Annotated in this window: 21 protein-coding genes and 1 tRNA gene; 9 read left to right on the forward strand and 13 right to left on the reverse strand. The window is 54.6% G+C overall.

Translation table 11 applies throughout. The annotated features are described in order from the left end of the window. Positions 1-51: 51 nt before the first annotated feature. The 3 genes from sbcB to S7A_RS07370 all read right to left on the reverse strand — a co-directional run bounded on the left by sbcB (position 52) and on the right by S7A_RS07370 (position 3,317). Positions 52-1,479, reverse strand: a complete 1,428-nt coding sequence (gene sbcB / locus S7A_RS07360) for an exodeoxyribonuclease I (protein ID WP_009089345.1) — start codon at positions 1,477-1,479, stop codon at positions 52-54. A gap of 582 nt (positions 1,480-2,061) precedes the next feature. Further along, a complete protein-coding gene (locus S7A_RS07365; RefSeq protein ID WP_009089346.1) occupies positions 2,062-2,553 on the reverse strand; it encodes a type VI secretion system tube protein TssD in 492 nt (163 codons plus the stop codon). Between the two features lie 242 nt (positions 2,554-2,795). Further along, positions 2,796-3,317, reverse strand: a complete 522-nt coding sequence (locus tag S7A_RS07370) for a DUF2778 domain-containing protein (RefSeq protein WP_009089349.1) — start codon at positions 3,315-3,317, stop codon at positions 2,796-2,798. A gap of 528 nt (positions 3,318-3,845) precedes the next feature. Here S7A_RS07370 and dacD point away from each other — a divergent pair. The 3 genes from dacD to tmaR all read left to right on the forward strand — a co-directional run bounded on the left by dacD (position 3,846) and on the right by tmaR (position 6,816). After that, a complete protein-coding gene (gene dacD, locus S7A_RS07375) occupies positions 3,846-5,009 on the forward strand; it encodes a serine-type D-Ala-D-Ala carboxypeptidase DacD (RefSeq protein WP_009089351.1) in 1,164 nt (387 codons plus the stop codon). Positions 5,010-5,270: 261 nt separating this feature from the next. Then, positions 5,271-6,329, forward strand: a complete 1,059-nt coding sequence (locus S7A_RS07380) for an FUSC family protein (RefSeq protein ID WP_009089353.1) — start codon at positions 5,271-5,273, stop codon at positions 6,327-6,329. Between the two features lie 160 nt (positions 6,330-6,489). Then, complete coding sequence (tmaR, locus tag S7A_RS07385) at positions 6,490-6,816, forward strand: PTS system regulator TmaR (RefSeq protein WP_004571340.1); 327 nt, start codon at positions 6,490-6,492, stop codon at positions 6,814-6,816. Between the two features lie 96 nt (positions 6,817-6,912). Here tmaR and S7A_RS07390 read toward each other — a convergent pair whose 3' ends face one another. The 3 genes from S7A_RS07390 to S7A_RS07400 all read right to left on the reverse strand — a co-directional run bounded on the left by S7A_RS07390 (position 6,913) and on the right by S7A_RS07400 (position 9,948). Then, the gene (locus S7A_RS07390; protein WP_009089355.1) at positions 6,913-7,974 is read right to left on the reverse strand and encodes a LacI family DNA-binding transcriptional regulator; all 1,062 of its coding nucleotides are present in this window, start codon (positions 7,972-7,974) and stop codon (positions 6,913-6,915) included. A gap of 132 nt (positions 7,975-8,106) precedes the next feature. Next, positions 8,107-9,021, reverse strand: a complete 915-nt coding sequence (locus S7A_RS07395) for a ketopantoate reductase family protein (protein WP_033736513.1) — start codon at positions 9,019-9,021, stop codon at positions 8,107-8,109. Positions 9,022-9,174: 153 nt separating this feature from the next. Next, positions 9,175-9,948 carry a phosphate/phosphite/phosphonate ABC transporter substrate-binding protein gene (locus tag S7A_RS07400; protein ID WP_009089359.1) on the reverse strand — a complete coding sequence of 258 codons (774 nt, stop codon included), beginning with the start codon at positions 9,946-9,948 and terminating at the stop codon, positions 9,175-9,177. 219 nt (positions 9,949-10,167) lie between these two features. Between S7A_RS07400 and S7A_RS07405 the strand changes: the two genes are divergently transcribed. Both S7A_RS07405 and katG read left to right on the forward strand, forming a co-directional pair. Next, the gene (locus S7A_RS07405; protein ID WP_009089360.1) at positions 10,168-11,190 is read left to right on the forward strand and encodes an LLM class flavin-dependent oxidoreductase; all 1,023 of its coding nucleotides are present in this window, start codon (positions 10,168-10,170) and stop codon (positions 11,188-11,190) included. Positions 11,191-11,603: 413 nt separating this feature from the next. Then, positions 11,604-13,835, forward strand: coding sequence for a catalase/peroxidase HPI (katG, locus tag S7A_RS07410; RefSeq protein WP_009089362.1), 2,232 nt, complete (start codon positions 11,604-11,606; stop codon positions 13,833-13,835). A gap of 435 nt (positions 13,836-14,270) precedes the next feature. On the opposite strand, the gene S7A_RS07420 is transcribed toward katG, so the two are convergent. Beyond that, positions 14,271-14,510, reverse strand: coding sequence for a hypothetical protein (locus tag S7A_RS07420; RefSeq protein WP_033736515.1), 240 nt, complete (start codon positions 14,508-14,510; stop codon positions 14,271-14,273). Between the two features lie 68 nt (positions 14,511-14,578). On the opposite strand from S7A_RS07420, the gene S7A_RS07425 reads away from it, so the two are divergent. Next, entirely contained in the window at positions 14,579-15,268 is a 690-nt protein-coding gene (locus S7A_RS07425; RefSeq protein WP_009089367.1) for a hypothetical protein, read from the forward strand. 362 nt (positions 15,269-15,630) lie between these two features. Here the strand turns inward: S7A_RS07425 and S7A_RS07430 are convergent. After that, a tRNA-Asn gene (locus S7A_RS07430) sits at positions 15,631-15,706 on the reverse strand. 332 nt (positions 15,707-16,038) lie between these two features. On the opposite strand from S7A_RS07430, the gene S7A_RS07435 reads away from it, so the two are divergent. Next, positions 16,039-17,160, forward strand: a complete 1,122-nt coding sequence (locus tag S7A_RS07435; protein WP_009089369.1) for a Gfo/Idh/MocA family protein — start codon at positions 16,039-16,041, stop codon at positions 17,158-17,160. A gap of 68 nt (positions 17,161-17,228) precedes the next feature. Here S7A_RS07435 and S7A_RS07440 read toward each other — a convergent pair whose 3' ends face one another. From S7A_RS07440 to S7A_RS07450, 3 genes are all read right to left on the reverse strand, one after another. After that, complete coding sequence (locus S7A_RS07440) at positions 17,229-18,059, reverse strand: glycosyltransferase family 8 protein (RefSeq protein WP_009089371.1); 831 nt, start codon at positions 18,057-18,059, stop codon at positions 17,229-17,231. 8 nt (positions 18,060-18,067) lie between these two features. Then, positions 18,068-19,450: a D-arabinono-1,4-lactone oxidase gene (locus tag S7A_RS07445; RefSeq protein WP_009089374.1), complete on the reverse strand. Its 1,383-nt coding sequence runs from the start codon at positions 19,448-19,450 to the stop codon at positions 18,068-18,070. Between the two features lie 83 nt (positions 19,451-19,533). Beyond that, positions 19,534-20,166: a TetR family transcriptional regulator gene (locus S7A_RS07450; RefSeq protein ID WP_009089375.1), complete on the reverse strand. Its 633-nt coding sequence runs from the start codon at positions 20,164-20,166 to the stop codon at positions 19,534-19,536. A gap of 139 nt (positions 20,167-20,305) precedes the next feature. On the opposite strand from S7A_RS07450, the gene S7A_RS07455 reads away from it, so the two are divergent. Continuing rightward, positions 20,306-20,845 carry a DUF2058 domain-containing protein gene (locus S7A_RS07455; protein WP_009089376.1) on the forward strand — a complete coding sequence of 180 codons (540 nt, stop codon included), beginning with the start codon at positions 20,306-20,308 and terminating at the stop codon, positions 20,843-20,845. A gap of 16 nt (positions 20,846-20,861) precedes the next feature. On the opposite strand, the gene S7A_RS07460 is transcribed toward S7A_RS07455, so the two are convergent. Next, positions 20,862-21,560: an RluA family pseudouridine synthase gene (locus S7A_RS07460; protein ID WP_009089377.1), complete on the reverse strand. Its 699-nt coding sequence runs from the start codon at positions 21,558-21,560 to the stop codon at positions 20,862-20,864. 224 nt (positions 21,561-21,784) lie between these two features. On the opposite strand from S7A_RS07460, the gene S7A_RS07465 reads away from it, so the two are divergent. Next, positions 21,785-22,045: a hypothetical protein gene (locus S7A_RS07465; RefSeq protein WP_009089378.1), complete on the forward strand. Its 261-nt coding sequence runs from the start codon at positions 21,785-21,787 to the stop codon at positions 22,043-22,045. A 210-nt stretch (positions 22,046-22,255) separates the two neighbouring features. On the opposite strand, the gene S7A_RS07470 is transcribed toward S7A_RS07465, so the two are convergent. Beyond that, on the reverse strand, positions 22,256-24,178 hold the full coding sequence (locus tag S7A_RS07470) for a methyl-accepting chemotaxis protein (protein WP_009089379.1): 1,923 nt from the start codon (positions 24,176-24,178) through the stop codon (positions 22,256-22,258). Between the last annotated feature and the right edge of the window lie 326 nt (positions 24,179-24,504).

The following is a 24,504-nucleotide window of genomic DNA, read 5'->3' on the forward strand; positions in this document are numbered from 1 at the left end:
GACACAGCCCGGTGCCAGACCCGGCAGAGGATGCCGGGCGGCATTCAGGATTCAGGAGACCAGCTCCTGCGCGTAGAGATAGAGCGCTTTCAGCTGTCCGAGTTTTTCCGCATCGGCTTCATGCAGACTGGCGAGCGACTCCAGCTCCTGCATAAACGCCTGCACCCGATCGCTGTTAAGCACTTCACGCCGATGCTGCAGCCAGCGCTGCTGCTCGGCATCATCCAGCGTGCCGGGGAAGTTACGCGCCCGGTAGCGGAACAGCAGTTTCGCCACCCGCGCACTCTCAAAGGTCAGGTCCAGCGCAGGCAGATTCGCCGGGGCGGTCTGGCGGATGATGTTCATCCCCGCGCGATCTGCATCACTGAAGAAGCCATCATAGAGTTGCGTGTCTACGTCGTCTGATGGCGTAAACGGCTCTGCTTCGGCAAACAGCGTCACCAGTTTCTCCCGCACGTCGGGCTGCTGGCGCAGCAGGGCCAGATTCGCCAGACAGTGCTGACGATCGATGCCCAGCCGGGCAGCATCTTCCGGGCGCAGCGTGCTGGCCGGGGCCAGAACCGGACACTTATTGATATGCACCAGTTTAACCGGCACGGCCGGCAGATCGCCGAGATCGTTTTTCGGCGTATAGAGACGCTCACGCAGTGCAGCGGCATCCAGTTCCAGCAGCGGTGACATATCACCCGCCAGATCCACCACGATCAGCGCATTCCGGTTATCGGGATGCCAGGCCAGCGGCACAATCCAGCTGGTATTCCCGCGCGCGGCACCGAACATACCTGAGACATGCACCAGCGGCTTCATCTGCGGGATGTCGATCAGCGTCATCAGCTTGTTCTTGTTACGATGGGTGAACAAAAATTCAAACAGCTTTGGCTGTTTCTCTTTCACCAGCTTCGCCATCGCCAGCGTGGCGTACACATCGGACATCGCATCATGCGCATTTTCATGCGCTACGCCGTTGGCTTTGGTCAGATGCTCCAGCCGGAAGCTGGGAAAGCCTTCCTCATTCTCCGGCCAGTTGATCCCATCCGGCCGCAGCGCATAGCAGGCACGCATCACGTCGAGCAGGTCCCAGCGGGAATTGCCATTCTGCCAGCTCCAGCCATAGGGATCGTAGAAGTTGCGATAGAAGATATTGCGTGTGACTTCATCGTCGAAGCGCACGTTGTTGTAGCCCACCACACAGGTTTGTTCCGTGGTAAACAGGGAATGGATACGTTCAGCAAACTCCGCTTCATTCACGCCGCGCGTCATCGCCACCTGAGGCGTGATACCGGTAATCATCACCGCTTCGGGCTGCGGCAGATAGTCATCAGGCAGACGGCAGTAGAAGACTTCGGGTTCACCCACCGGATTAAAGTCACTGTCAGTGCGCAGCCCGGCAAACTGAGCAGGCCGGTCGCGCGACGGGCTGGTGCCGAAGGTCTCGTAATCGTGAAAGAGGAAGGTAGGTTGTCCGGGGTCGTTTTTCAATGTGCGTTACCGTTCGTCATTTTTCATTAACTTGCTGAGTTAAAACAATTTTCATCATTTCATTGCCTGGGTTTGTTCACATTTGCCTTTCGTTACTTTTCGCTGTTATACCGGCAACATCGTGTTCCGGATGCGTACCAGAAGCACATTTTGCTGTGTACCAGAAATTATTAAGGCGCTGAGTGACCCTTAATTACGCTCCCTACATGGTAAACCATAATCCGGCCCGGCTGAAATTTCAGATGCTGATGGGCCGGGGACACATATCGCCAAACAGGGGGATACTGATTCAGTATACCTACAAATTGAACGGTAAAAGCCCAGCGGCTAAGTTCAGTTGATATCCTGCACTTACTCTTCAGTATGCCTGCAATCGGATTAGAGCACTTGTAATACTGCGTGTATTTTGGTCGCAGATGCAGGGAGGCTGGTAGTGAAAAGGAGGATGGCGCGGTAATCGGTGATAGTTGGATGTGCGGTAGCGTGGTTAATAATACCCGTACTCATAAACCCTTTCCGATGCTATTGGCTTTACTTTTTATCTGCCAACATCAACCCGGCTTTCACCGGGTTTTTTATTAATTACGCCGTATGTCTTTCATTCCATGCATCTGCATATTGAATATTACCATCTACGATCTTCCACGTTATTTTTTCATACTGAATGCTCACGCTTTCAGTATGATTCATCTTGTTATTACCTTCAAGTTTAACATTAGGGACGCTACAATTAACGCCAGTGATTCTAACGTTTTCCATCAAGACGCTGTAATAACAAACTTCCTGGCCAGCATCGTTAATATTATAAAATTTTATCTCAGCACTTTTAAGTGTCTGGCCTGTGGCCGCAGCTTTATAGAGATAGGGCGTAGAGCTATCAACCTCTTTTTCTATCATCATGGGTGAATGCTGCCGCGTACCCGTTATTTTACCGTTTGCGCTGTCTACAGGCAGATTTATACCGTGGCTGAGCCCGATAATTTCGATACTACCATCACGATCTTGCACGTCAACGGAACCTTTAATATCTGCGCCGCCGTCGTCTTTGAGCCACATATAGGGAGGAATTGGCATTCTAAGAGCTCCTTAATCTTCTGATTAACTTCATTGTTACGATATAAAAAAGAGTGTTGATAGTCAGTATTATAAATAAGTCTATATATGAATAGGCATCATATATAGAATCAGCATTTTCATTATCGTTGATAATTAATGCTAATTTCCTGACCATTTCATAGTTAATGTAACATTCTGGCGAAGGCAAACCATGGCCAGTGCAAAAAAACAGCACTACAAAATAAGCTAATCTGACAAAACTACGGGCAAATTTTTTTATAGCCACCGGCCACCACCTCCACCCAGCCGCGTGCCATAAGTGACCGTTTACAGGGAACAGAAATAAGAGAAGTATTCATCAGAGCATTTCTGATCATTGCAAAATCTGAATTGTGTGCAATGGTAATGCAGCCCTTAGACACGGTTCCTGGATGGAGCCGGAAATTTCCCCGCTCAACCCCCTCTATCCATGTATAATCATCTATCGCCCAGTCATCGCGCCAGAGAGCAAACCAATCAGTTCTGCCGAACTCTCGACGACCCACCAGCTTATTCAGTCCATCATGGATTTCTGCTTTTTTTTGAGAGAACCAGTTACCTTCTCTGCGATCAACAATCCAGTATTTACCGGGAGGCGTGGGGCCAACGTCTGGAATAGCTGCGCAATTCGCATTGTTTCGATAGACGCTCAGCCCGGAGTGCGCCATAAAAACCCCAACGCCGTACAGATTAAATGGCGCGTAATCAGCGCCATTGAGAATCATTTTTCCATGTAGTGCCATGCTCAATCCCTTAGCAAAAAGTGAGAGTTAATTACTCACCGGATAAATCTCTGGGTGCCACCTGCTATAGCAAAGTAATTAACCTTAATAAAAATAAGGTCTTCAGGTTATATTGTAAACAGAAAAGTGATCTGATACGGGCTGTCAATACCTTTAAAATAACTGCACTTATGTTCTGCGCAATTAGGGGGGATAAGAGGTAAGCATAAGATTTGAAGTGAGACACTTCCGTATTTCTGTCCGCTCTCTGCGCCTCTGCACGCAGCAGGGTTAGTGAAGATGGTTGTCTGTTACACGCCTTGATGATTCAGCGTGACCGAACCACTTTAGCGGTTGCGGGCCTGTCTCTATGGTAAACCCTATTGTCACGCGTCAGAAGTTAAGGGCTGTCCCGAATAACGCAGAGGCACGCCGGTTCATACTTTTTTTCAATTTATTCAAACCTTCACAACGCTTTTGCCGTAAAACGTGCGGCTGTTTCCGTTTCGTTTTAGAAATTTTCTCTCCCGTGTAATTAAGGATGAAGTGTTGAAAAGGCGTCTGCTGTTCACCGTTACCGCTACTGTTTTTTGGGCCTCGCTGGCACAGGCCGATGCGATCCCGTTTCCTGTGACGCCGCCGGCAATTGATGCCGCTTCCTGGGTGCTGATGGATGCCATGACCGGGCAGGTTCTGACTGCCGGTAATCCCGATGAGCGCCGCAATCCCGCCAGCCTGACCAAACTGATGACCGGCTATGTGGTCGACCGCGCCATTGACCAGAAGAAAATCAGCCGTGACGACATGGTTACGGTGGGAAAAGATGCGTGGGCGGCCGGAAATCCGGTGTTCAAAGGCTCCTCGCTGATGTTCCTGAAGCCTGGCGATAAGCTGAGCGTCCGCGATTTAAGCCGCGGAGTCATCATTGATTCCGGGAATGACGCCTGCGTGGCCCTGGCCGACTATGTCGCAGGCAGCGAAGCAAATTTCGTCGGCATGATGAACCACTACGTTGAGAAACTCGGCCTGCAGAATACCCATTTTGAAACGGTTCACGGTCTGGATGCGCCGGGTCAGTACTCCAGCGCACTGGATATGGCGAAACTCTCCCGCGCGATTATTGACGGTGAGCCTGACTTCTACGCGATGTACAGTGAGAAGACCCTGACCTGGAATGGCATCACCCAGAACAACCGTAATGGTCTGCTGTGGGACAATAACCTGCATGTCGACGGGCTGAAAACCGGCCACACCGAAACGGCCGGGTTTAACATCATCGCCTCCAACGTGGTGGGTAAGCATCGCCTGATTGCTGTCGTGATGGGCGGGAAAAGCGCGAAAGGGCGTGAAGAGCAGGCGCGTAAACTGCTGGTCTGGGGCCAGAACACCTTCGATACCGTTCAGCTGTTCCACGCCGGTAAGAAGATTGGCAGCGAAAACGTCTGGTACGGCAATCCGCATCAGGTCGAGGTCGGCACTGCAGAGGATATCTATCTGTCGCTGCCGCGCAGTGAAGTGCAGAACGTGAAAGCGAAATATGTTATCGACCGCAAAGATCTGGAGGCGCCGCTGAAAGCCAATGAGGTGATCGGTGAAATTCAGGTGATGGATAAAGATCAGGAGATCGCCCACTATCCGCTGGTGGCGCTGAGTGCGGTTGAACCCGCCGGTGTCATTACCCGCCTGACCGACTATCTCAAACAGAAGTTCTGATCGGTCAATGGGCCACCACTGAAACGGGCAGCCTCTGAGCTGCCCGTTTTTACAGGTGAGCAGCTTCCCGTCTGATCCGGCGTCCGTCAAAGTTAACGAGCAGTAATAAATTGTTTTTAATTTACGGGCGGCAATGTGAGCCGGATGTTGATATTTGTAAGATAACGTCAAAATGGTCTGGAAATAGCGGGCGCAGGCTAAGCCTGAACCCCGTTCGGGGTTAAGATAGCGACAACATAATCCCGCAACCGGAAAGTCACTTTGCGTTCTGATAAACCCATTTCAAAACTGGAATTCTGGTTTTACCGTCACTATCGCGCCGTCCATGGCGTGCGCATTGCCATCGCCTTTTTGCTCTGCTTTATCTTTGTCCGGGCCACTCATATCCCTGAAGGCACCTGGCCCCTGATTACGCTGGTGGTGGTGATGGGGCCCATCTCTACGTGGGGAAACGTCTTTCCACGCGCCCTGCAGCGCATCAGCGGCACCGTAGCCGGCTCGATTTCCGGTCTGATTGCGCTGAAGCTGGAGCTGATCTCCATGCCGATGATGCTGGCCTGGTGCGGCATGATCATGTTCATCAGTGGTTTCCTGACGCTGGGCAAGCACCCCTATATGGCGTTGCTGATCGGGATTACGCTCAGCGTCGTCGTCGGGGCACCGACCGGTGACTTCACGATGGCGCTGTGGCGCGGCGGGGATGTGATTTTGGGGTCGCTGATGGCGCTGCTGTTCACCGCCATCTGGGCGCAGCGCGCCTATACCCACTGGCGCATCCAGCTCTCTGACACGCTGGCGGAGATGGCAAAAATCTACCACGCCGGTTTCTCACCCAATCTGGTCGAAAAGCCGCGCCTTAACAAGCCGCTGGGCAAGCTGCTGAGCAGCGTCATCAAAATGCGGGCGCTGCTGGAGCCGTCCAGCAAAGAGACGCGTATCCCGAAGTCGGTGCTTGAAGCCATTCAGACCATTAACCGTAATATGGTTTACACCATTGAGATGCAGATTAATGCCTGGTGGGCGTCGCGTGAAAGCCACCTGATTATGCTCAACGCACCCGCCTTACGCCGCACCCAGCAGATGACCGAGAACACCCTGCGGGCGCTGTCCGTCATGGCAATCGAGGGGGAAACGGAAGAGGTGGTCGCCAACAGTCACGAACTCACCGAAATCAGTGATGAACTGCGGCGTCTGATTGCGGAGGCGGGCAGCGACGCGCTGGAGGAGACGCCGATCTACGGCTACGTCTGGCTGACGCTGGAACTGGCGAAACAGCTGGAGCGGATGACCGATCTGATGCGGATGGCGCTGCGCAAATAATCACCTCAGACAATGACTTAATGTGAAACGGGGTTTCTTTGCGCTAAGATAAGAGCCAGTCTGAATTTAGCTGTGAAAATTGCTTACCTGGCGGGCTAGCCGCTAAGCTGATCGTTTTGACTCTCTCCCTGCGTCAGCAGGCTTAAAGAAAGGTGCCATCATGGAAAATGCCAAGCAGTCATTTCAGGACGTACTGGAGTTCGTGCGTATGTTCCGCCGCAAAAACAAACTGCAGCGTGAAATTGTCGACAACGAGAAGAAAATTCGTGACAACCAGAAGCGCGTTCTGCTGCTCGACAACCTGAGCGAATACATCAAGCCGGGCATGAGCGTTGAGGCTATTCAGGAGATCATTGCCAGCATGCGCGTGGATTATGAAGATCGCGTGGATGAGTACATCATCAAAAACGCCGACCTCTCGAAAGAGCGTCGCGAGCTGTCGAAAAAGATCAAAGCTATGGGCGTGGGTGAACATCCTAAAGCCTGATAGCCGATAACGGAGCGCAGCGGCTCCGGTTACTGAAGCTGACCCGCATCCACCCCGGTGGCGCGGGTTTTTTTATGGCAGCGGGAAAGCCTGGTGCTACTGGCCCGCCAGCCGACGGGCGATCGCCTGAAGCTGTTGGGACAGCGCGACTAAATCAAGCGGGTTATCGGCTGGCGGGGCGGTGGTTTCCCGGATAACCAGCGTGGTTTCCAGCGCAGCGTCAGAAACCTCTTCACCGCGCAGCCGGGCCAGCATCCGCTCAACGCTCTGCGCGCCCAGATAATGCAAATCCTGGCGCACCGTAGTCAGCGGCGGCTGATACCAGGCACTTTCCGCGGTGTCATCATAACCAATCACTGAGATCTCGCCCGGAATCGCCACGCCATACTGATGCAACGCCCGCATGGCACCCAGCGCCATCTGATCGTTCGCCACCAGCAGTGCCTGGGGCAGGGCGTCCGGCAGCTGCGACATCAGCGCCTGATAGCCCGACTGCGCGCTCCAGTCGCCGCGCAGAGAGCAGTGCGGGGTAAGCTGATGGTCAGCCAGCGCCTGAAGCCAGGCCGCTTCACGCTGACGCGCCGAGACCGACCGCAGCGGCCCGTTGAGCAGGCCAATCCGGCGATGACCCAGCGCCACCAGATGTTCAACCGCGGCGCGCGCGCCGGAGGCGTTCGGATACTGACACTGCGCCACCGCGGCACGCGGTTCGACATCCAGAAACAGCACCGGCTTACTGCCACACAACAGCTGAATCTGCTGCGCCTCATCTGCCGCCAGCGGCAGGTTGATCAGCAGTCCGTCGACCCGCTGCGCCAGCAGTTCATTCACGGTAGCGGCCGCATCATGACCGCTCTCCATCGCAATCACCAGATGATACCCCGCGGCGGCGGCCCGTTGCTGGATCGCCGAGGCGATCTGAGCCGGTGCCATCAGCGCCAGGTCGCTGGTAGCCAGACCCAGCGTGCGCGTCGCCTTGCCTGCCAGCTGCTGTGCCACGCGATTAGGCACATAATTGAGCTGCTGCATCGCCGCCTCAACCCTTTCCCGCGTGCGGGCTGACACCTGTTCAGAACGGTTTAAAACACGTGAAACGGTTTGGTATGAGACGCCGGCCAGTTGCGCGACATCATCAAGGGTCACGGAGCGGGAAGTCATTGCACTCTCCAAAAGATGAAGCGCCGAGTGTAACAAAATTTCCTGCCACACTGCTGCTGCTCATTACACATTCACTCTTTTGCCAGCCGGGACCCATGCGGCCCCGGTCAGAACGGATTACCGCTATCCGACTTAGCGCTGCTGCAGATAGACCTGCAGATTCACATCGACCGCGTTAAGCAGCGGAGTCATCAGACCTTTTCGTTTTGCCCGCAGCAGCAGGTCACCGATCACCTGATCGGCTTCGATATCAAATCCCTGAGTCAGGTCACGATACATCGAGGAGGTCATCGGGGTCTCCGGGTTATTCAGCAGTTCAAAAATGCGGGCGGTGACGGCCGGACGCGGCTGATACCCTTCGGCGGAAATCACCGCCAGAATCTCGCTGAAGATCCCTTGCAGCAGCGCTTCGCCGCCGCGGGTGGTCAGGATTTGCTGTGTATCGCCACGCGCCAGGCAGCAGACCGCCCCGAGCGTACTCAGCAGCAGCCACTTCTCCCACAGCTCATCCATAATGTTATCGCTGAAGCGGTTATCGACCTGACTGGTGCGCAGGGCGGCGTCAACCCGCTGCAGGCGCGCATCGTTATTGCCATCCAGCGCACCGTAGTAAAGCTGATGCAGCGGCGTCATCTGGATCACTTCACCGCTGTCACCCAGCGTGGCGTTGATTTTGCACAGGCCGCCTATCACCTTATCGTCACCGAAACGCTGCTGCAGTGTCGCGATGTGTCGCATCCCGTTGAGAATCGGCATGATCAGCGTGTCAGGGCCGACCGCAGGCGCGATATCCTCCATGACCTGTTCAAGCGCAAAACTCTTTACGGTAATCATGATCAGGTCATAGTGGCCGCTCAGCGAGCAGGCCTGGATCAGCTGCGGCTCCAGCTTTTCCGTTCCCTGCGGCGTCTGTAACACCAGTCCATTCATCTGCAGCTGCTGAAAACGGCGTTCGCGCACCAGAAACGTGACGTCCTGACCCGCCTGAGCCAGTCGGGCACCAAAATATCCGCCGGTCGCGCCGGCTCCTGCCATCAGAATGCGCATCTGCATCTCCCGTTGCTGAAAACCTCTACCTTAAAGCGGTGTGAGCGGGCTTACCAGTGCTGACGTCAGCAGAAAAGGATCGATGCGGGTCGTCACCGACGGGCAGAGCAGGGCTTCCGCTGACGGATCGGCGGGCCGGAAGGGCGTAAAACGTTAAAGCCGGGGGAGGCCCTGCGCAGCCGCGTCGTGCTCCCATTCCAGCACAATCTGATAATCGTCCCGCTCTGCCGGGCTGAATCCGCCGATCAGATTGTCGTCGCAGACGCCACGCCAGGCCGTCTCCTGCACCAGTTGATGCAGCGCCATCCGGAGATGTGCCAGCCGGGTGGAGGAGGTTGACGCTGCCGTGATCAGCGGCAGTCCGGGTGCCCGGGGTGTTTCACCGATTATATGCAGGCCATCCAGTGCTTCCGGTTCATAACGCGCCAGCAGCGCCCAGCTGACGCAGTCGATCGCAGCAATATCGGCATCGCCTTGCTGCAACGCAGCCAGCGACCGGCGATTCCCCCCGCTCAGGATGAGCTGAGAAAAGGTGACGCCCTGACGCGCCGCGACAAACCGCAGTGCGTTATAGCCGGAGTGAGAGTCCAGGCTGTTCGCCACCGCCCGCTGGTCAGTGAAATCGGCCAGCGTCGCCTGTTTATCCCGCGCCACCAGCCAGCTGCGATAGTCGCGACCGCTGCAGCCGGGCGCCCGATAGTGAAAGGTGCCGACAGGCTGGACCGCGGTAAGCCGGGTGACCAGTGGATAGCCACAGGTCTGACTCAGCAGCAGATGCGCATCCTGCCAGTGTGCCTGCAGGTCGTCAGGCCAGACCGGCTGCGCTTCTATGCCACGCCGCGCCAGCAGCGTCTTAATGGCCTGCATCAGCGCCCGGGTGGCGGGCGGGTGAATCGCATACATGGGCAGCGCGAGCCGGTTAGTCATCAGGTTTCTCCCGGTCAGGATAGGGTAGTCCCCCCGCGCGAAGATCGGGCTGCATCAGGGGATAAATAAGCAAAGCAGATAATCAGCCTGGCTATGTCGAAATTCCTGAATATAGCGCTGAAAGATATTGACTATCAGTTGCAGCGCGGAGGGCGTAACCTTTGCCTATCAGAAATTGCCTTACATCCACGGGCGTTTACCCCGTCAGGAGAATGACAGATGAAAAATATCGGCTTCTTATCTTTTGGTCACTGGACCCCCTCTTCACAGTCTGCCACCCGCACGGCGCAGGATGTATTACTGCAGTCGATCGACTTAGCGGTTGCCGCGGAAGAGCTGGGTGCCGATGGCGCTTACTTCCGTGTCCACCACTTTGCCCGTCAGCTCAGCTCACCGTTTCCGCTGCTGGCGGCGGTCGCGGCGCGCACCAGCCGGATTGAGATCGGTACTGGCGTAATCGACATGCGTTACGAAAACCCGCTCTATATGGTGGAAGATGCCAGCGCGGCCGATCTGATCTCCAACGGTCGTCTGCAGCTCGGTCTGAGCCGCGGCTCACCGGAGCAGGTGATTGATGGCTGGCGCTACTTTGGTTTTGAACCTAAACCAGGGGAAAGCGATGCCGATATGGGCCGTCGTCACACCGAGGAGTTTCTGGAGGTGCTGCGCGGGGAAGGCTTTGCTAAGCCGAACCCTCAGCCGATGTTCCCGAACCCGCCAGGACTGCTGCGACCAGAGCCGCTGTCTGAAGGGTTACGCGACCGTATCTGGTGGGGCTCCGGCTCCAACGCAACGGCGGAGTGGGCGGCGAAAATGGGCATGAACCTGCAGAGCTCGACCCTGAAAGATGATGAAACGGGCGAGCCGTTCCACATTCAGCAGGCGAAGCAGATCCGCGCCTACCGTGAAGCCTGGAAAGCGGCGGGGCATCAGCATACTCCTCGTGTCTCTGTCAGCCGCAGCATCTTTGCGCTGGTCAACGACATGGACCGCGCTTACTTTGGCCGTAGCGGCAACGACCGTGACTCTGTCGGTTTTCTCGATGAGAAATCCCGCGCCATCTTTGGTCGCAGCTATGCCGCTGAGCCAGAGGTATTGATTAAGCAACTGGCGCAGGATGAGGCGATTGCTGAAGCCGATACGCTGCTGCTTACCGTGCCAAATCAACTGGGTGTGGCTTATAACGCCCATGTGATTGAAGCGATTCTGAAGTACGTCGCCCCGGAGCTGGGCTGGCGTTAATGACCGGCAGCGCTCTCCTGCGGAGGGCGCTGCGGTTTTATCCCTGATCCGATCCCCTCGTCAGCCCCACCTCTTTTCTCTTCCGCTCTGCCTGTTCTTTTTTCTCTGTATCCCCACGCCTTTTCCAGGCTGTTCTGGCAACAGATCACGCACGCTTTATGTACCGGATTGCGTCACCGATCAGCAACTCTTTCATCAGCTGGTTGTTAAACGTGGTTTGTCAGAATAGTCTGATGAAGAACGGTGTCGTTTCGCTGAAGGTGACGCGGATAACAGCCGTTTGCCATCGTTGGGAGCTGTTAAATAAGACCTTATTCAAAGGGATAAGCTATCAATCATATAGGATAAGACAGGTGTGCCTTCCTGAAAATCCTCTATAGAGTAGCGATGAAAATACAAAAAGAGGTGTGACCATGAGCAATTCCATTGATGAAGATGCAAAAGATGCAAAGCCAATCGTCGAAGCCGACCGTGAAGCTGATCGCGAAGCACCAGCGGGCAAATGCCCCTTTCATGCAGGGAAGTCAGCGCAGCCAAATCAGGCGCCGGGCGGCGGAACAACGAACCGTGACTGGTGGCCTAATCAGCTGCGCGTTGACCTGCTGAATCAGCACTCATCCCGTTCAAACCCCCTTGATGAATCCTTCGATTACCGCAAAGAATTTGCAAAACTAGACTACTCAGCGCTGAAAGCGGACATCAAAGGGTTGCTCACGGAGTCACAGGCCTGGTGGCCCGCTGACTGGGGCAGCTATATCGGTCTCTTTATTCGTATGGCCTGGCACAGCGCCGGAACCTATCGCTCCGTGGACGGACGTGGTGGTTCAGGTCGTGGTCAGCAACGTTTCGCTCCGTTAAACTCCTGGCCGGACAACGTCAGCCTGGATAAAGCCCGTCGCCTGCTGTGGCCGGTAAAACAGAAGTATGGTCAGAAGATCTCCTGGGCCGACCTTTACATCCTGGCGGGTAACGTCGCGCTGGAAAATTCCGGCTTCCGCACCTTTGGCTTTGGTGCCGGACGTGAAGATGTCTGGGAACCGGATATGGATGTGAACTGGGGCGAAGAAGCGACCTGGCTGGAACACCGTCATCCGGAATCGCTGGCGCAGTCACCGCTTGGCGCGACCGAGATGGGTCTGATCTACGTGAACCCGGAAGGCCCGGAACACAGTGGCGATCCCGCCTCTGCCGCCCCGGCCATTCGTGCCACCTTTGGCAACATGGGCATGAACGACGAAGAGATCGTGGCACTGATTGCGGGTGGCCATACGCTGGGTAAAACCCACGGTGCCGCTCCGGCCAGCCATGTCGGTGTCGATCCGGAAACCGCTCCGATTGAAGCGCAGGGTCTGGGCTGGGTTAACAGCCACGGCAGCGGCGTAGGTGCCGATGCGATTACCTCTGGCCTGGAAGTGATCTGGTCGCAGACGCCTACCCAGTGGAGTAACTATTTCTTCGAGAACCTGTTCAAATATGAGTGGGTGCAGACGCGCAGCCCGGCAGGCGCTATCCAGTTTGAAGCGGTCAATGCGCCGGACATTATCCCGGACGCCTTTGACACGGCGAAAAAACACAAGCCGACCATGCTGGTGACCGACCTGACGCTGCGTTTTGATCCGGAATTTGAAAAAATTTCGCGTCGCTTCCTCAACGACCCGCAGGCGTTCAACGAAGCGTTTGCCCGTGCATGGTTTAAGCTGACGCACCGTGATATGGGGCCGAAAGCGCGCTACATCGGACCTGAAGTACCACAGGAAGATCTGATCTGGCAGGATCCGCTGCCTGCACCGGTTTATCATCCGACCGTCGCGGATATTGCGCAGCTGAAAGAGAAGATTGCCGCATCCGGTCTCAGCGTCAGCGAGCTGGTTTCCGTTGCCTGGGCCTCGGCGTCAACCTTCCGCGGTGGCGACAAACGGGGTGGTGCCAACGGTGCCCGACTGGCACTGCTGCCGCAGCGCGAGTGGGACGTTAACGCCGTTGCGGCGCGCGTGCTGCCGACGCTGGAAGCGGTTCAGCGTGAAGTGAACAAGGCTTCGCTGGCGGATGTGATTGTGCTGGCCGGTGTTGTCGGGGTTGAGCAGGCGGCGAAAGCGGCAGGCGTGACCGTTGATGTGCCCTTTACGCCAGGACGTGTCGATGCGCGTCAGGATCAGACCGACATTGAGTCGTTCAACCTGCTTAAACCGCGTGCCGATGGTTTCCGTAACTACGGCACCGGCTTCGGCAAAACCACCACCGAAAACCTGCTGATCGACAAGGCGCAGCAGCTGACCCTGACCGTGCCGGAGTTAACGGTATTGGTGGGCGGGATGCGTGCTCTGGGCGCTAATTTCGATGGCAGCCAGCACGGCATCTTCACGGACAAGGTGGGTTCGCTGAACACGGACTTCTTTGTCAATCTGCTGGATATGCGCACCGAGTGGAAGGCTGCCGATGCGAGCAACGAGTCCTTTATCGGACGCGATCGCGTCAGCGGTGAAACCCGCTACACCGCGACCCGCGCCGATCTGGTGTTCGGCTCCAACGCGGTGTTACGCGCCTCGGCGGAAGTTTACGCCAGCAGCGACGCCCGTGAAAAATTCGTCAAAGACTTTGTGGCCGCCTGGACCAAAGTGATGAATCTGGATCGCTTTGAACTCTGATAGCTGTAAAAGCTGAAACGTAACTGCACCCCAAAGGTCGGAGACCCGACTGAGTAGGGTGCAGTTTTTTTTTGCCTCTCATCTCAGGCTGGTCAGGATGTTCCGGTGAAAGGAGAGTGGAAAATTCCCGCCGGTGGCGTTGGATCCCGGTGCGGGGGCTTGAGTGGAATTTCAGAAACTGTACAATCCGGCTTTACTCAAATTAATTTTTAATTTACAGAACTCTGGACGCAGAAATCCACTTCAGTGCTTTTTTTATTTTTAGTGGCCCTGTAGATACTAATCGCTCCACCTGTCACTATTGTAAGCAACGTACATAAAAACCAGTAATCAGGAATGACAAAATAGTAGAACAGGAAAAGGCATATAACGATGACATGCGCACTGATGTAGCCAAGCTGGCCCCTGATGAATGCTGAAAAAAACCTCATCATTTCACCTTCTAAATTTTGAATAAATCAAGCCAGAAATAATAAGAGCAACCAAAGCTGAAAATAAAACCAACAGCGCAACAAGGGTTTCCAGAGAGGCATTAAGACCCAGGAAGCTTAACTTATCCATTAAACTGATAACAAAGTCAGCAGTCAATAAGCGGAATACAAATTCAAAGAGCAGCACAACTAAAATAATAAAAGAAAAAATAAAAGTAAGAGCAGTAAAAGTCCATTTCTTCAAAGTAAAATCCTCATGATATAGTATGCAAACTATCATGTACTTTTTACCACAGGAAAGGAAAGCCTACAATGTCTGTATCATCAATAGTGAAGTTCAGAATGAATAATGACAGGAGTGCAGCCGAAGCGCTCGAGCGGGCCATGTATGGGGTAGCGCAGAATAATAAAAGCGTGTTGCAGGATGTTAAATCAGGGGTTGAGAGAGCGTCGTGGTACAGCTCATGCCTTTTTGATAAGTACGCGGGCGAGTGCGCTATTCTTAAAGAAGAAGACAAACGGTTTCTGAAAAATATATTTGAAATATACAAAAGACAAGACATCATTCGTGATATGATGAAAATGTATTTTAACGAGGAGCTAAAAAATATAAGTAATAGCCAGATACAGTATCTTGATATGGTGCTGACAAAAAAGATAGCTGACTATTATGGCGGAAAAGCAACTAAAATTGCAATTGCAAATTCACTATCAATAGTCATAGTCAATTCCTTTAATTTCAAGGCTGAAGTAATGACGCAGTTAAATAACTATGCATTGCTCATCGTTACTGTGGCATCTCTTTATGGAAAGGTTCAGGTGGCTGCATTGGCAGCAAGGAATTTAAAAATAATATCCCCAGCACTTTATACGGTTCTCTATAATAATAATATGGAAATGCTCTACTTCCTTGTTAGTGAGAGAATAAATAAAGCCTTAATAAAATCTATGGGTTTGCGTGGGGAAGATCGTATTGTCTCAATTATTAAAAACCTGACGTAACAATAAAACCTTACTCTGAGTCTTACCCGGCAGAAGTCCTGCTACAGGTGTTTCTGACGAACGTCATATGCAGCCTGTGGCATCAGATTTTGTAAGCGACTGTGCGTCGGCTTTATGGCATCGCGGAATGGTCGGCGCATCGTCAGCATTAAGATTACTGAAGTCCGTCCTGTCAGCAATTCCGACAACGTTTTTTGTCAGGCAGCTGATGAGAACAGGTAAGCCGGGTCAGGTCAGGATCATTTTTATCCGTTAAAGAGGTAGCCTGGCATGGTTTAACAGCGGTGACTTTGAGAGGAAGGTGGGTGCGATCGTTATAAAGCAAAAAAGCAGATATCCGAAGATATCTGCTTTTTCTAATCTGGCTCCTCTGACTGGACTCGAACCAGTGACATACGGATTAACAGTCCGCCGTTCTACCGACTGAACTACAGAGGAATCGTTTGAACGGGGCGCATAGTAACGGCCACGCTGAGCCATGTCAAAGCTCTTTTTCATAAATCTGCGCGACTGCTGAAATAGTCGCCAGTACGGCGTTTAATACACCAGAAGAAGTCCGTCAGACGCTGAACGGGGTGTCACAGCCCGTGCGGCAGACTGAGGTATTTATGAGGTGTTTTACCGTTCTGCCTCTCTTGCCAGGCGGCACGAGGCGTGGTTTGCCCGGATAGTTTTTTACTGCCGTCACAAAGTTTTCATTACGCCTTTGTCAGCAGATAAAACGAAACGTAGATTTCATTTCAACCCTGAAATGAATATCCGGAGCTGAAATGAAACAAGTCCGAATCGGCATGATCGGCAGTGGTTATATCGGGCGCTGCCATGCGATTGCTTATGCTCAGGCCCCGACCGTGTTTGCGCTGAAAGGTGAGATCGTGCGGGAGATGCTGGCCGAGGTAAATCCAGAGCTGGCGGCCCGTCAGGCAGCCACCTTTGGCTTTGCGCGTTCCACGGGAGACTGGCGCGAGCTGGTCAGCGATCCCGCCATTGATGTGGTGGATATCTGCGCGCCCAATTTTCTGCACAAAGAGATGGCGCTGGCGGCGATACGCCACGGCAAGCATGTCTACTCAGAAAAACCGCTGTCCTTAAGCGTGGCGGATGCGCAGGAGATGGTAAGCGCTGCGCAGGCGGCAGGGGTGAAAACGCTGGTCGGCTTTAACTACATGAAGAACCCGACCAGCCAGCTGGCGAAAGAGATCATTGCCAGCGGAGAAATTGGCGAGGTGGTCCATTTTTACGGCACGCATAACGAGGATTATCTTGCCAGACCGGAGACACCGCTCGACTGGCACTGTCAGAAAGCGCTGGCAGGGCTGGGTGCGCTGGGCGATCTGGCGGCGCATATCGTCAACATGGCGCACTATCTGGTCGGTGATATTGCGGAAGTCAGCGGTGACATGATGACGGTCATCACCGCACGACCCGACCCGAAAGCGCCCGGACGTCAGTTACCGGTGGAAAACGAAGATCAGGCCAGTGCGCTGCTGCGCTTCCGCAATGGCGCGCACGGCGTCATTGAAACCTCGCGTATCGCCTGCGGCGCGAAAATGGGCCTGACCTATGTTGTGACCGGAACCAAAGGTACGCTGCGTTACACCCAGGAGCGCATGGCTGAACTTGAGCTTTATCTGCATGACGAGCCCGCCGGGCGACAGGGATTTAAAACGATCCTGACGGGACCCGCCCATCCCGACTATGCGAACTTCTGTGTTTCAGCCGGACATGGCATCGGCTTTAACGACCAGAAAACGGTGGAGGTCCGCGATCTGATTAACGGTATCGCGGCGGACGACCGCATGTGGCCCGATTTTACCGAGGGGTTACAGGTGCAGAAGGTGCTGGAAGCGATCGCGCACTCTGCTGAGCAGCGGCGCTGGGTGGAAGTGTAACGGCAGATCAGGAAGGGTGTCAGATAAGAAGGGGACAGGGCGGGAAGAGAGCTTCCCGCCCTTTAAGATCAGATCAGGCCGCTTTTCTCCCACCACAGCTTATCCAGCGCATAGAAGCGATCGCGCTGGCTCTCAGGCTGGTTAAGATCGCGCTTCCACGGCTTGGCCAGTATGTAATGCAGGTTTTTCACCTCATCGTCCTGCCAGAGCCCGCGGTGCTGGAAGGGCAGCGTTTTTAGCGCATTGTAGATATAAGAGAGTGGCTTCCAGCGGTCGGCAAAGATTTCATTCAGCAGATCCTGCTCCGAGAAAGGGTAGGCGCTCAGGTCATCAATGGCGGCAATACGTTTTTCCATCGCCTCAAACACCGCATTATCGGGCTTCAGCACCAGAAAACCGCCGTTAAGGTAGAGATCCACACTCTGTGGTGCTGTCTCACCGCGTGCCTGCCATGTGTAGTGGCACTGCTCCGGCTGCCATTCCGGCGGATAGGAGGCGATCTGGTTGGGATTGCAGCGGCAGGCGTGGCAGGCCGCCAGCAGATTATCACCCAGATCCAGGGTAAACAGCTCATCCATGTTCTGCAGCACGAGCATGTCCGCATCCAGAAAAACGACGCGCTCATAGTCCGTCAGTTGCCAGGCGCGCAGCTTGGTCCAGACCTCGCCGAACTGCGCCGAGGCGTAGTGCTGATCCAGATCTTCACGCGGATAGAGTGGCTCAACCGGCTCAATCACGCAGCCTGCATCCTGCAGACGCTGACAGTCCGCCTCAGAAATGGCGGGAGTCGTCATCACCACCAGTGGCCACTGGCTGTGGCTCTGTTGCAGCGAACGGTGCAGCGCTTGAACGCCCACCAGATAATCGGGTTGTGTTAACAGCGTTACCCAGGCAAACATGGCTTTCCTCAGTCAAAAAGTGGCGTGATGTAGTCGTTACCCAGTCGTCCCTGTGGATCGAGCTGGCTGCGCAGGGCGCGGAAGGCGTCCCATTGCGGATAGATCTCACGCCAGTTGTAGCGTTCTTCATCGTAATACTTGCCCCAGTGCGGACGTCCTCCCTCTTCGGCCAGCAGTTTCTCCACCTCCGTCAGGAAGTGCAGTCCCTCCTGCGACAGCGAACCATCGTCGGCGTAATAGACGACAAAGCCGAAAAAGCAGGTGGGCTGATCGGCGGCCGGGCTGAGCCAGGCCGAGGAGGCGCCGGTGCAGCGCAGGATAATCGGATAGTGCATATGCGGCCGGTTCTCTGCATACCACTGCTTTATCCGGCGGATGATGGCTGGCGTTTTTGCCAGCGGGACGCCGATCTCCACGTTGATCTGTGGCACCGCAATGCCCCGGCAGAAGAGCTGATAGATGTCACCGGTAACATCCGTGAAGTCGCGAAAACGGGTCACGGTGCGAAACTGCTTGCCGCCTTTACCCTGAATCTGGGTATCGCGGTGCATGTGCGCCAGGGTCTGATCGATCGTGTCGTTCAGACTGTCATCCGCTTCGCCCTCATGCTCGACCACTTTGCGCCCCTGCTGCTCATAGCGCTGGCGCTCCTCCTCGCTGGCTTCATGGGCGTTCCAGACATGCATCAGATTGTCGTCAACGAACCACCAGGCTTTGCTGAGAGGGTAGTCGTTGTTCCAGCGCAGCAGATCCTCTTCCAGCGTATCGGCAGAGACCGCATTCTTATGGCAGGTGAAGATGCGGTATGGCCCGGTGCGCAGCGTCACGGCGGTGACAATACCCAGCGCCCCCAGAGAGACCTGAGCTGCCGGGAAATCCGCGTCGCCCCGGACAAACTCGCGCACGCTGCCGTCGGCCAGCACCATGCGGATGGCCAGTGCTTCATCGGCAATCGAACTCTGCTGCAATCCCTGGCCGTGCGTGCCGGTGGCCATCGCCCCTGCCAGGGTCTGAATGGCAATCACACCCGGCGACGACGCCAGCATGCGGTTCATGCGGGTCAGGGTGCGATAAACCTGTTCCAGCGGGGTGGCACCCCCGAAGGTCACGCTATCCTCATCGCTGGCGAGCTGACCGCTGAGCGCGCTGAGGTCGAGCAGTAAATCATCTTCACTGACGTGCAGCATCCGTCCGGGGGAGAGCTTGCTGCCGATGACCCGAATCTGGCCGCGTGACTCCCGGATAAGCGTCTGTAATTCCGCTTCGCTGGCAGGGCGCTGAACCTGATGACGGCTGCCGATTTTAGCGTTCTGCGCCCAGTTCCAGAGCGCATCATCATCGGGTTCAACATGAGTCTGGCGAAGCGGATAGAGGCGTGCGTCTCTGCTCACAACAGCGTTCCTTTTATGGCAATTTAATGACGAATGTTTACTAAGCGTAGACCATGAGTAAGCGGAGCCAGAGCGGTGAGCAATTATTTGCGGATATAGCGCAGTGTGGCGGTGACAGCGAGCTGACGATTGCGCCGGATACTCTCTTCTTCGCTGTTATCCGGACTGAAGAGGGCATTGAAGGTGTAGCGGTTTGAGACGTGATGAACACAGATACTGCTGATCAGACGATGAACGTCGATGGTCTGCACATCGGCGATAAACACGCCCTCCTGCTGACCGCGGGCCAGGATGTCATCCAGCAGATCCAGCGCGCTGCGGTTAAGCGCTTTAATCTGCGGTGACTGCGTGATGTAGCGACCGCGCAGCAGGTTCTCACTGCAGACCAGCCGCATAAAGTCGGGATGGGCAACGTGGTAATCGAAGCTCGCTTCCACCAGGCGGGTCATGGCCAGCTCCGGCGTCATTGCGGCCAGGTTCAGATCGGTTTCATGCGCGCGTATCTGCTGATAGACCTGCTCCAGCACTTCGATGTAGAGCTGCTCCTTGCTGCCGAAGTGATAGACCACCATGCGTTTAGTGGTCTGAGCGTGTTCGGCGATCTGCTCCAGTCTGGCACCCTGCATACCAAACTCTGCGAAGGTTTTCAGTGCGCCTGCGATGATGCGTTTTTTCAGCCCTTCCGGGTCATTTTTGCGTTTCGTAATTTCGGACATGGTGCTCAATAAGGTGATTCTGACCGGGGAATGGTAGCACAGTGTTGAGGCGTAGCCCGCAATCGCGGCGTCAGCCTGGCACAGCCCGAAAGATTACAGGTATAATCCTGAACAATATTTAACAGATTCAGAGACGACAATGACAAAACTCACCTTACAAGAGCAGATGCTGAAAGCAGGCCTGGTATCCAGCAAAAAAATGGATAAGGTTAAGCGCACAGCGAAGAAATCCCGGGTTCAGGCGCGTGAAGCCAGAGCGGCGGTCGAAGACAACAAAAAAGCGCAGCTTGAGCGCGATAAGCAACTTAACGAGCAGCAGAAACTGGCCGTCCTGTCTAAAGAGTACAAAGCACAGGTCAAACAGCTGATCGAAATGAACAAAATCGAGGTGGCAAAAGGCGACATCAGCTTTAACTTTACCGACAACAACCTGATTAAAAAAATCGTGGTGGATAAGCTGACGCAGACCCAGCTGATTAATGGCCGTCTCGCGATTGCCCGCCTGACTGCTGACAAAAATGGTGAGAGCCAGTACGCCATTATCCCGGCCAGCGTGGCGGATAAAATTGCCCAGCGTGATGCCAGTGCTATCGTCCTGAACAGCGCACTGAGCGAAGACGTGCAGGACGAAGATGATCCCTATGCCGATTTCAAAGTGCCGGACGACTTAATGTGGTAACCGCGGACTGAGGCAGTCAGAAGGGGCTGGCGGCTGAGAAGTGTAGAGGCTCACCGCTGACCGGATGTGTAAACGCTAATCCACTGGCGTGCAGCATCAGCCTCTCCGCCTGCTCAGCGCCCGGCAGCACCTGCCCGCCATAGAGATCACAGCCCAGAATCGGGTGCCCCAGCTGCTGACAGTGAATGCGCAGCTGATGGGTACGCCCCGTTTCCGGCGTCAGCTCAACCCGTGTAGCCGCCACCTCCATTCCTTCTCGTCCCTGCCAGTGGCCGCGCGCGATAACCCGGAAGCGCGATCGCGCAGGCTTGCCCTGAAGCGGGCAGATTGTCATGCGGGGAAACTGCGCCGGATCTTTCGCGATGGCGGCATCAATCACACCTTCATCCTCAGCCAGATGGCCGCACAGCAGCGCCTGATACGTTTTGCTCACGCTGCGCTGGCTGAACTGCTGACTGAGCGCCGCGTTGATCGCTTTATTCAGCGCGACGACCATCAGTCCCGAGGTGCCAAAATCGAGCCGGTGCACCAGCGTACAGCCCGGAAACAGTCTGACCAGCCGGTGATGCACTGAATCGAGATTTTGCGGATTCTTACCGGAAAGGCTGAGCAGCCCGCTGGGTTTATTCACCACCAGCAGATGATCATCCTGAAACACAAAGGTGATCTCGTCATGGCAGGGCGGAGCAATAAACGTATCGATAATGGCAGACATAGTGAAACCGGACGATGAAGGGCAGAGGATCATAACCGATTGCGTGTTGAGTGACGACTCCCGGCCTGGCAGGGCAGAGACAAACTGAAGGGATGCCAAAAAAACATTTAGTATTTTGTTCAGCAACTTGCGCGATTTTTAGTGATAAATTCGGGCAGTTCTCCCTTTTACGACTACAGTCTCTGGTGAGGTTGTTTTCAATTCGTACCAATGGAGGATTTTCTGTGTTAATTCAAAACGACGAGAAAGGCCACGTAATTATTGGCGAAGCGGCACTGAGCCTTGCCCTGGGTGAGAAAGAAATCAGTATCGCATCACTCTTTACTCAACTGGGATACATGGCGAAATCCGAGAGCAACCCCGACCGGCTGACGCAAATCTCCGAGGCCAGAAGCTGGCTGAGCAGTTTTACGTCTCCGGCGATTGCCCAGCAACAGGTGCCGTATCTGCAGACACTTACAGGCCTGAACGACGAACTGAACTAGCTGTAACTGAACTGACACCAGTGGACGTAGTCCGGCTCCGGCCGGAAAACGACGAAGCGAATAACCTCACAGGTTGCGCGAAAGCGTATACCGGCCGGAGAAACTGTCATGGACGACACTCCTCTCGCCAGACCCTTTTTATCTCCCCACAGCCTGAACGATCCTCGCCCAGCCAGCCCTGTTGATCAGGACTGGCCAGCCGATACCCTGTTAAAAACTTTCCCAGCTGCTCTCTGCAGAAGCCTTAAGCGGCACGGCCGGAACAAGGCGAGGCGCTGAAGCCGGCGCGGGGCGGCTGACGGCGTGCTGAGCACCAGAGAGGCGGAACACCGCCACCGTTTTTTCCAGCTCCTCTGCCTGTGCTTCCAGTGAACTCGCTGCGGCAGAGGACTCTTCAACCAGTGCGGCGTTCTGCTGGGTCGTCGTGTCCATCTCGGCCATCGCCACGGCGATCTGGGAGATCCCCCGGTTCTGCTCGTCCGAGGCCGCAGCGATTTCGCCCATGATATCTTTCACCTGACTGACGGAGCGGACGATATCATCCATGGTGGACCCTGCGCGTTCTACAAATCCGGACCCTTCACTGACCCGGTCCAGTGACTCACGGATCAGCGTCTCAATCTCTTTGGCCGCCAGCGCGCTGCGCTGTGCCAGATTTCTCACTTCACCCGCGACCACCGCAAACCCGCGTCCCTGTTCACCGGCACGTGCGGCTTCGACCGCGGCGTTGAGCGCCAGGATATTGGTCTGGAAGGAGATGCTGTTGATGACGTGAATGATTTCACCAATTTTGCCCGAACTCTGGCTGATGTTGTTCATTGTCACCGTCACATCACGGATGATCTCGCCACCACGACCGGCATTCACTGACGCCTCTGTCGCCAGCTGACTCGCATGATGCGCATTTTCCGCATTCTGTTTAACCGTCGACGACAGCTCTTCCATACTGGCCGCGGTCTGGACCACGGCCGCAGACTGCTGTTCTGTACGGGAGGAGAGATCGGTATTGCCTGCTGCGATTTCCGCTGAGGCACGTGCCACGCTGCTGACGCCGTCACGCACGTTGGTGATGATGTTCTGCAGGCTGCTGTTCATGGCATCGACCGCCAGCATCAGCTGACCGAATTCATCGCCACGTGTTGTGGTCAGCGAGGTGGTTAAATCTCCCCCGGCAATACGCTGCGCGGCGCTCAGCGTCTCTTTCAGAGGCTGGGTAATGCTGCGGGTGATCCGCCAGGCGATCAGCAGACTCAGTACCACACAAATCAGTGCGGCAAAGGCAATGCGCCACTCTGCCTGTTTAATAAATTCCGCAGAGAGCTGTGACTGGAAAGCGAATGTATCGGAAACCGCCGCATTAAGACGCTCAGCGCTGGTGGTCAGACCCGCCGACTCACTTTTCTCTTTCTCTGCAGCATCGACATAGCGCATTAACGCCTCGCGCTGCTGCGCAAGGGTGCTGAGAACCGTGCGGGACACCTCGTTAATTGCAGGCTGTGCAAAGCTGTCCAGCTGCTCACTCAGCGTGGTGATCGCCGTGAACTCCTCAACAACCGACGCTCTGCTGGCCTCAGACGGTTTTTCCAGGAACGCCTGTTCAATGTTTGCGGCATCAAACAGCGCGGCGGCCAGACGCATGACCGGTAATCCGGCATCAGGGGTCAGTGCCAGATCCAGCGACTCCGACTGATGCGCAAGGGCAATCAGGGCGTCCGGTTTAATGGCATCAAAGGCGTGGGATGTGGTCTGTGCGGCGGTGACAAATTTCTGTCGCTGCTTCTGATAATCGTTAAGCAACTGCCCCATCAGCGCGACTTTCTGCTGACCGAGTTCGTCCCACTGAAAGCCACTGAGGCGTTGATACAGCGTATCCAACTCCTTCAGCGCCTGTACGTTACGGGCGGCAAATTCCGGATCTTTAGTGTACTGGTAGAGCGTGCGGTTAAGGCGCGCATTACTTAAGGTGTTTACCATCTGAACAGTGATGGTGCGTCGTGCCGAGTTATCTTTGATACGGCTGAAGCAATCGAAAGCGAGCCAGGTAATAGCCAGAGAGGCGGCGATGACGATGATAAAACCGGCACCCAGTTTTTTCCCAATTTTAATACCGGAGATGTGTTGAGCAAGGCCCATAAGTTTCACCTTTAATGAGGTTTCTGAAGCGGGAGAGAGGCGATTAAATAATCTCTGTCATCTTCTTCTTATCGTCAGGGTGGGGTGAAGCTTTAATAAAAATTATATATTTCAGTTTATCTTCTTAATTAGAGTTCCATTGTTTTTAAAGGGAATAATAAGCCTGCTAATTTGGGGTTGCTTGTAAAAAATATTGATTTCATTATTAAAAACAGAATTGTTTGCGCAAAATTTCTTTACGTTAACTGAAGAAGACTTTATTGATTAAGATCAATTTATTTAAACCTTAAAAAGTATCAGTCACCAGCAGAGGTGAATCTGTTGCA

The sequence above is a fragment of the Pantoea sp. Sc1 genome (assembly GCF_000255315.1).
Lineage (GTDB): Bacteria > Pseudomonadota > Gammaproteobacteria > Enterobacterales > Enterobacteriaceae > Pantoea > Pantoea anthophila.

What these genes read in the sequence shown, in the direction of transcription:
- S7A_RS07365 (WP_009089346.1), bottom strand. Translation starts at nt 2,553, where the DNA reads ATGCCAATTCCTCCCTATATGTGGCTCAAAGACGACGGCGGCGCAGAT.
- S7A_RS07370 (WP_009089349.1), bottom strand. Translation starts at nt 3,317, where the DNA reads ATGGCACTACATGGAAAAATGATTCTCAATGGCGCTGATTACGCGCCA.
- tmaR (WP_004571340.1), top strand. Translation starts at nt 6,490, where the DNA reads ATGGAAAATGCCAAGCAGTCATTTCAGGACGTACTGGAGTTCGTGCGT.
- S7A_RS07390 (WP_009089355.1), bottom strand. Translation starts at nt 7,974, where the DNA reads ATGACTTCCCGCTCCGTGACCCTTGATGATGTCGCGCAACTGGCCGGC.
- S7A_RS07395 (WP_033736513.1), bottom strand. Translation starts at nt 9,021, where the DNA reads ATGCGCATTCTGATGGCAGGAGCCGGCGCGACCGGCGGATATTTTGGT.
- S7A_RS07400 (WP_009089359.1), bottom strand. Translation starts at nt 9,948, where the DNA reads ATGACTAACCGGCTCGCGCTGCCCATGTATGCGATTCACCCGCCCGCC.
- S7A_RS07405 (WP_009089360.1), top strand. Translation starts at nt 10,168, where the DNA reads ATGAAAAATATCGGCTTCTTATCTTTTGGTCACTGGACCCCCTCTTCA.
- katG (WP_009089362.1), top strand. Translation starts at nt 11,604, where the DNA reads ATGAGCAATTCCATTGATGAAGATGCAAAAGATGCAAAGCCAATCGTC.
- S7A_RS07425 (WP_009089367.1), top strand. Translation starts at nt 14,579, where the DNA reads ATGTCTGTATCATCAATAGTGAAGTTCAGAATGAATAATGACAGGAGT.
- S7A_RS07435 (WP_009089369.1), top strand. Translation starts at nt 16,039, where the DNA reads ATGAAACAAGTCCGAATCGGCATGATCGGCAGTGGTTATATCGGGCGC.
- S7A_RS07440 (WP_009089371.1), bottom strand. Translation starts at nt 18,059, where the DNA reads ATGTTTGCCTGGGTAACGCTGTTAACACAACCCGATTATCTGGTGGGC.
- S7A_RS07450 (WP_009089375.1), bottom strand. Translation starts at nt 20,166, where the DNA reads ATGTCCGAAATTACGAAACGCAAAAATGACCCGGAAGGGCTGAAAAAA.
- S7A_RS07455 (WP_009089376.1), top strand. Translation starts at nt 20,306, where the DNA reads ATGACAAAACTCACCTTACAAGAGCAGATGCTGAAAGCAGGCCTGGTA.
- S7A_RS07460 (WP_009089377.1), bottom strand. Translation starts at nt 21,560, where the DNA reads ATGTCTGCCATTATCGATACGTTTATTGCTCCGCCCTGCCATGACGAG.
- S7A_RS07470 (WP_009089379.1), bottom strand. Translation starts at nt 24,178, where the DNA reads ATGGGCCTTGCTCAACACATCTCCGGTATTAAAATTGGGAAAAAACTG.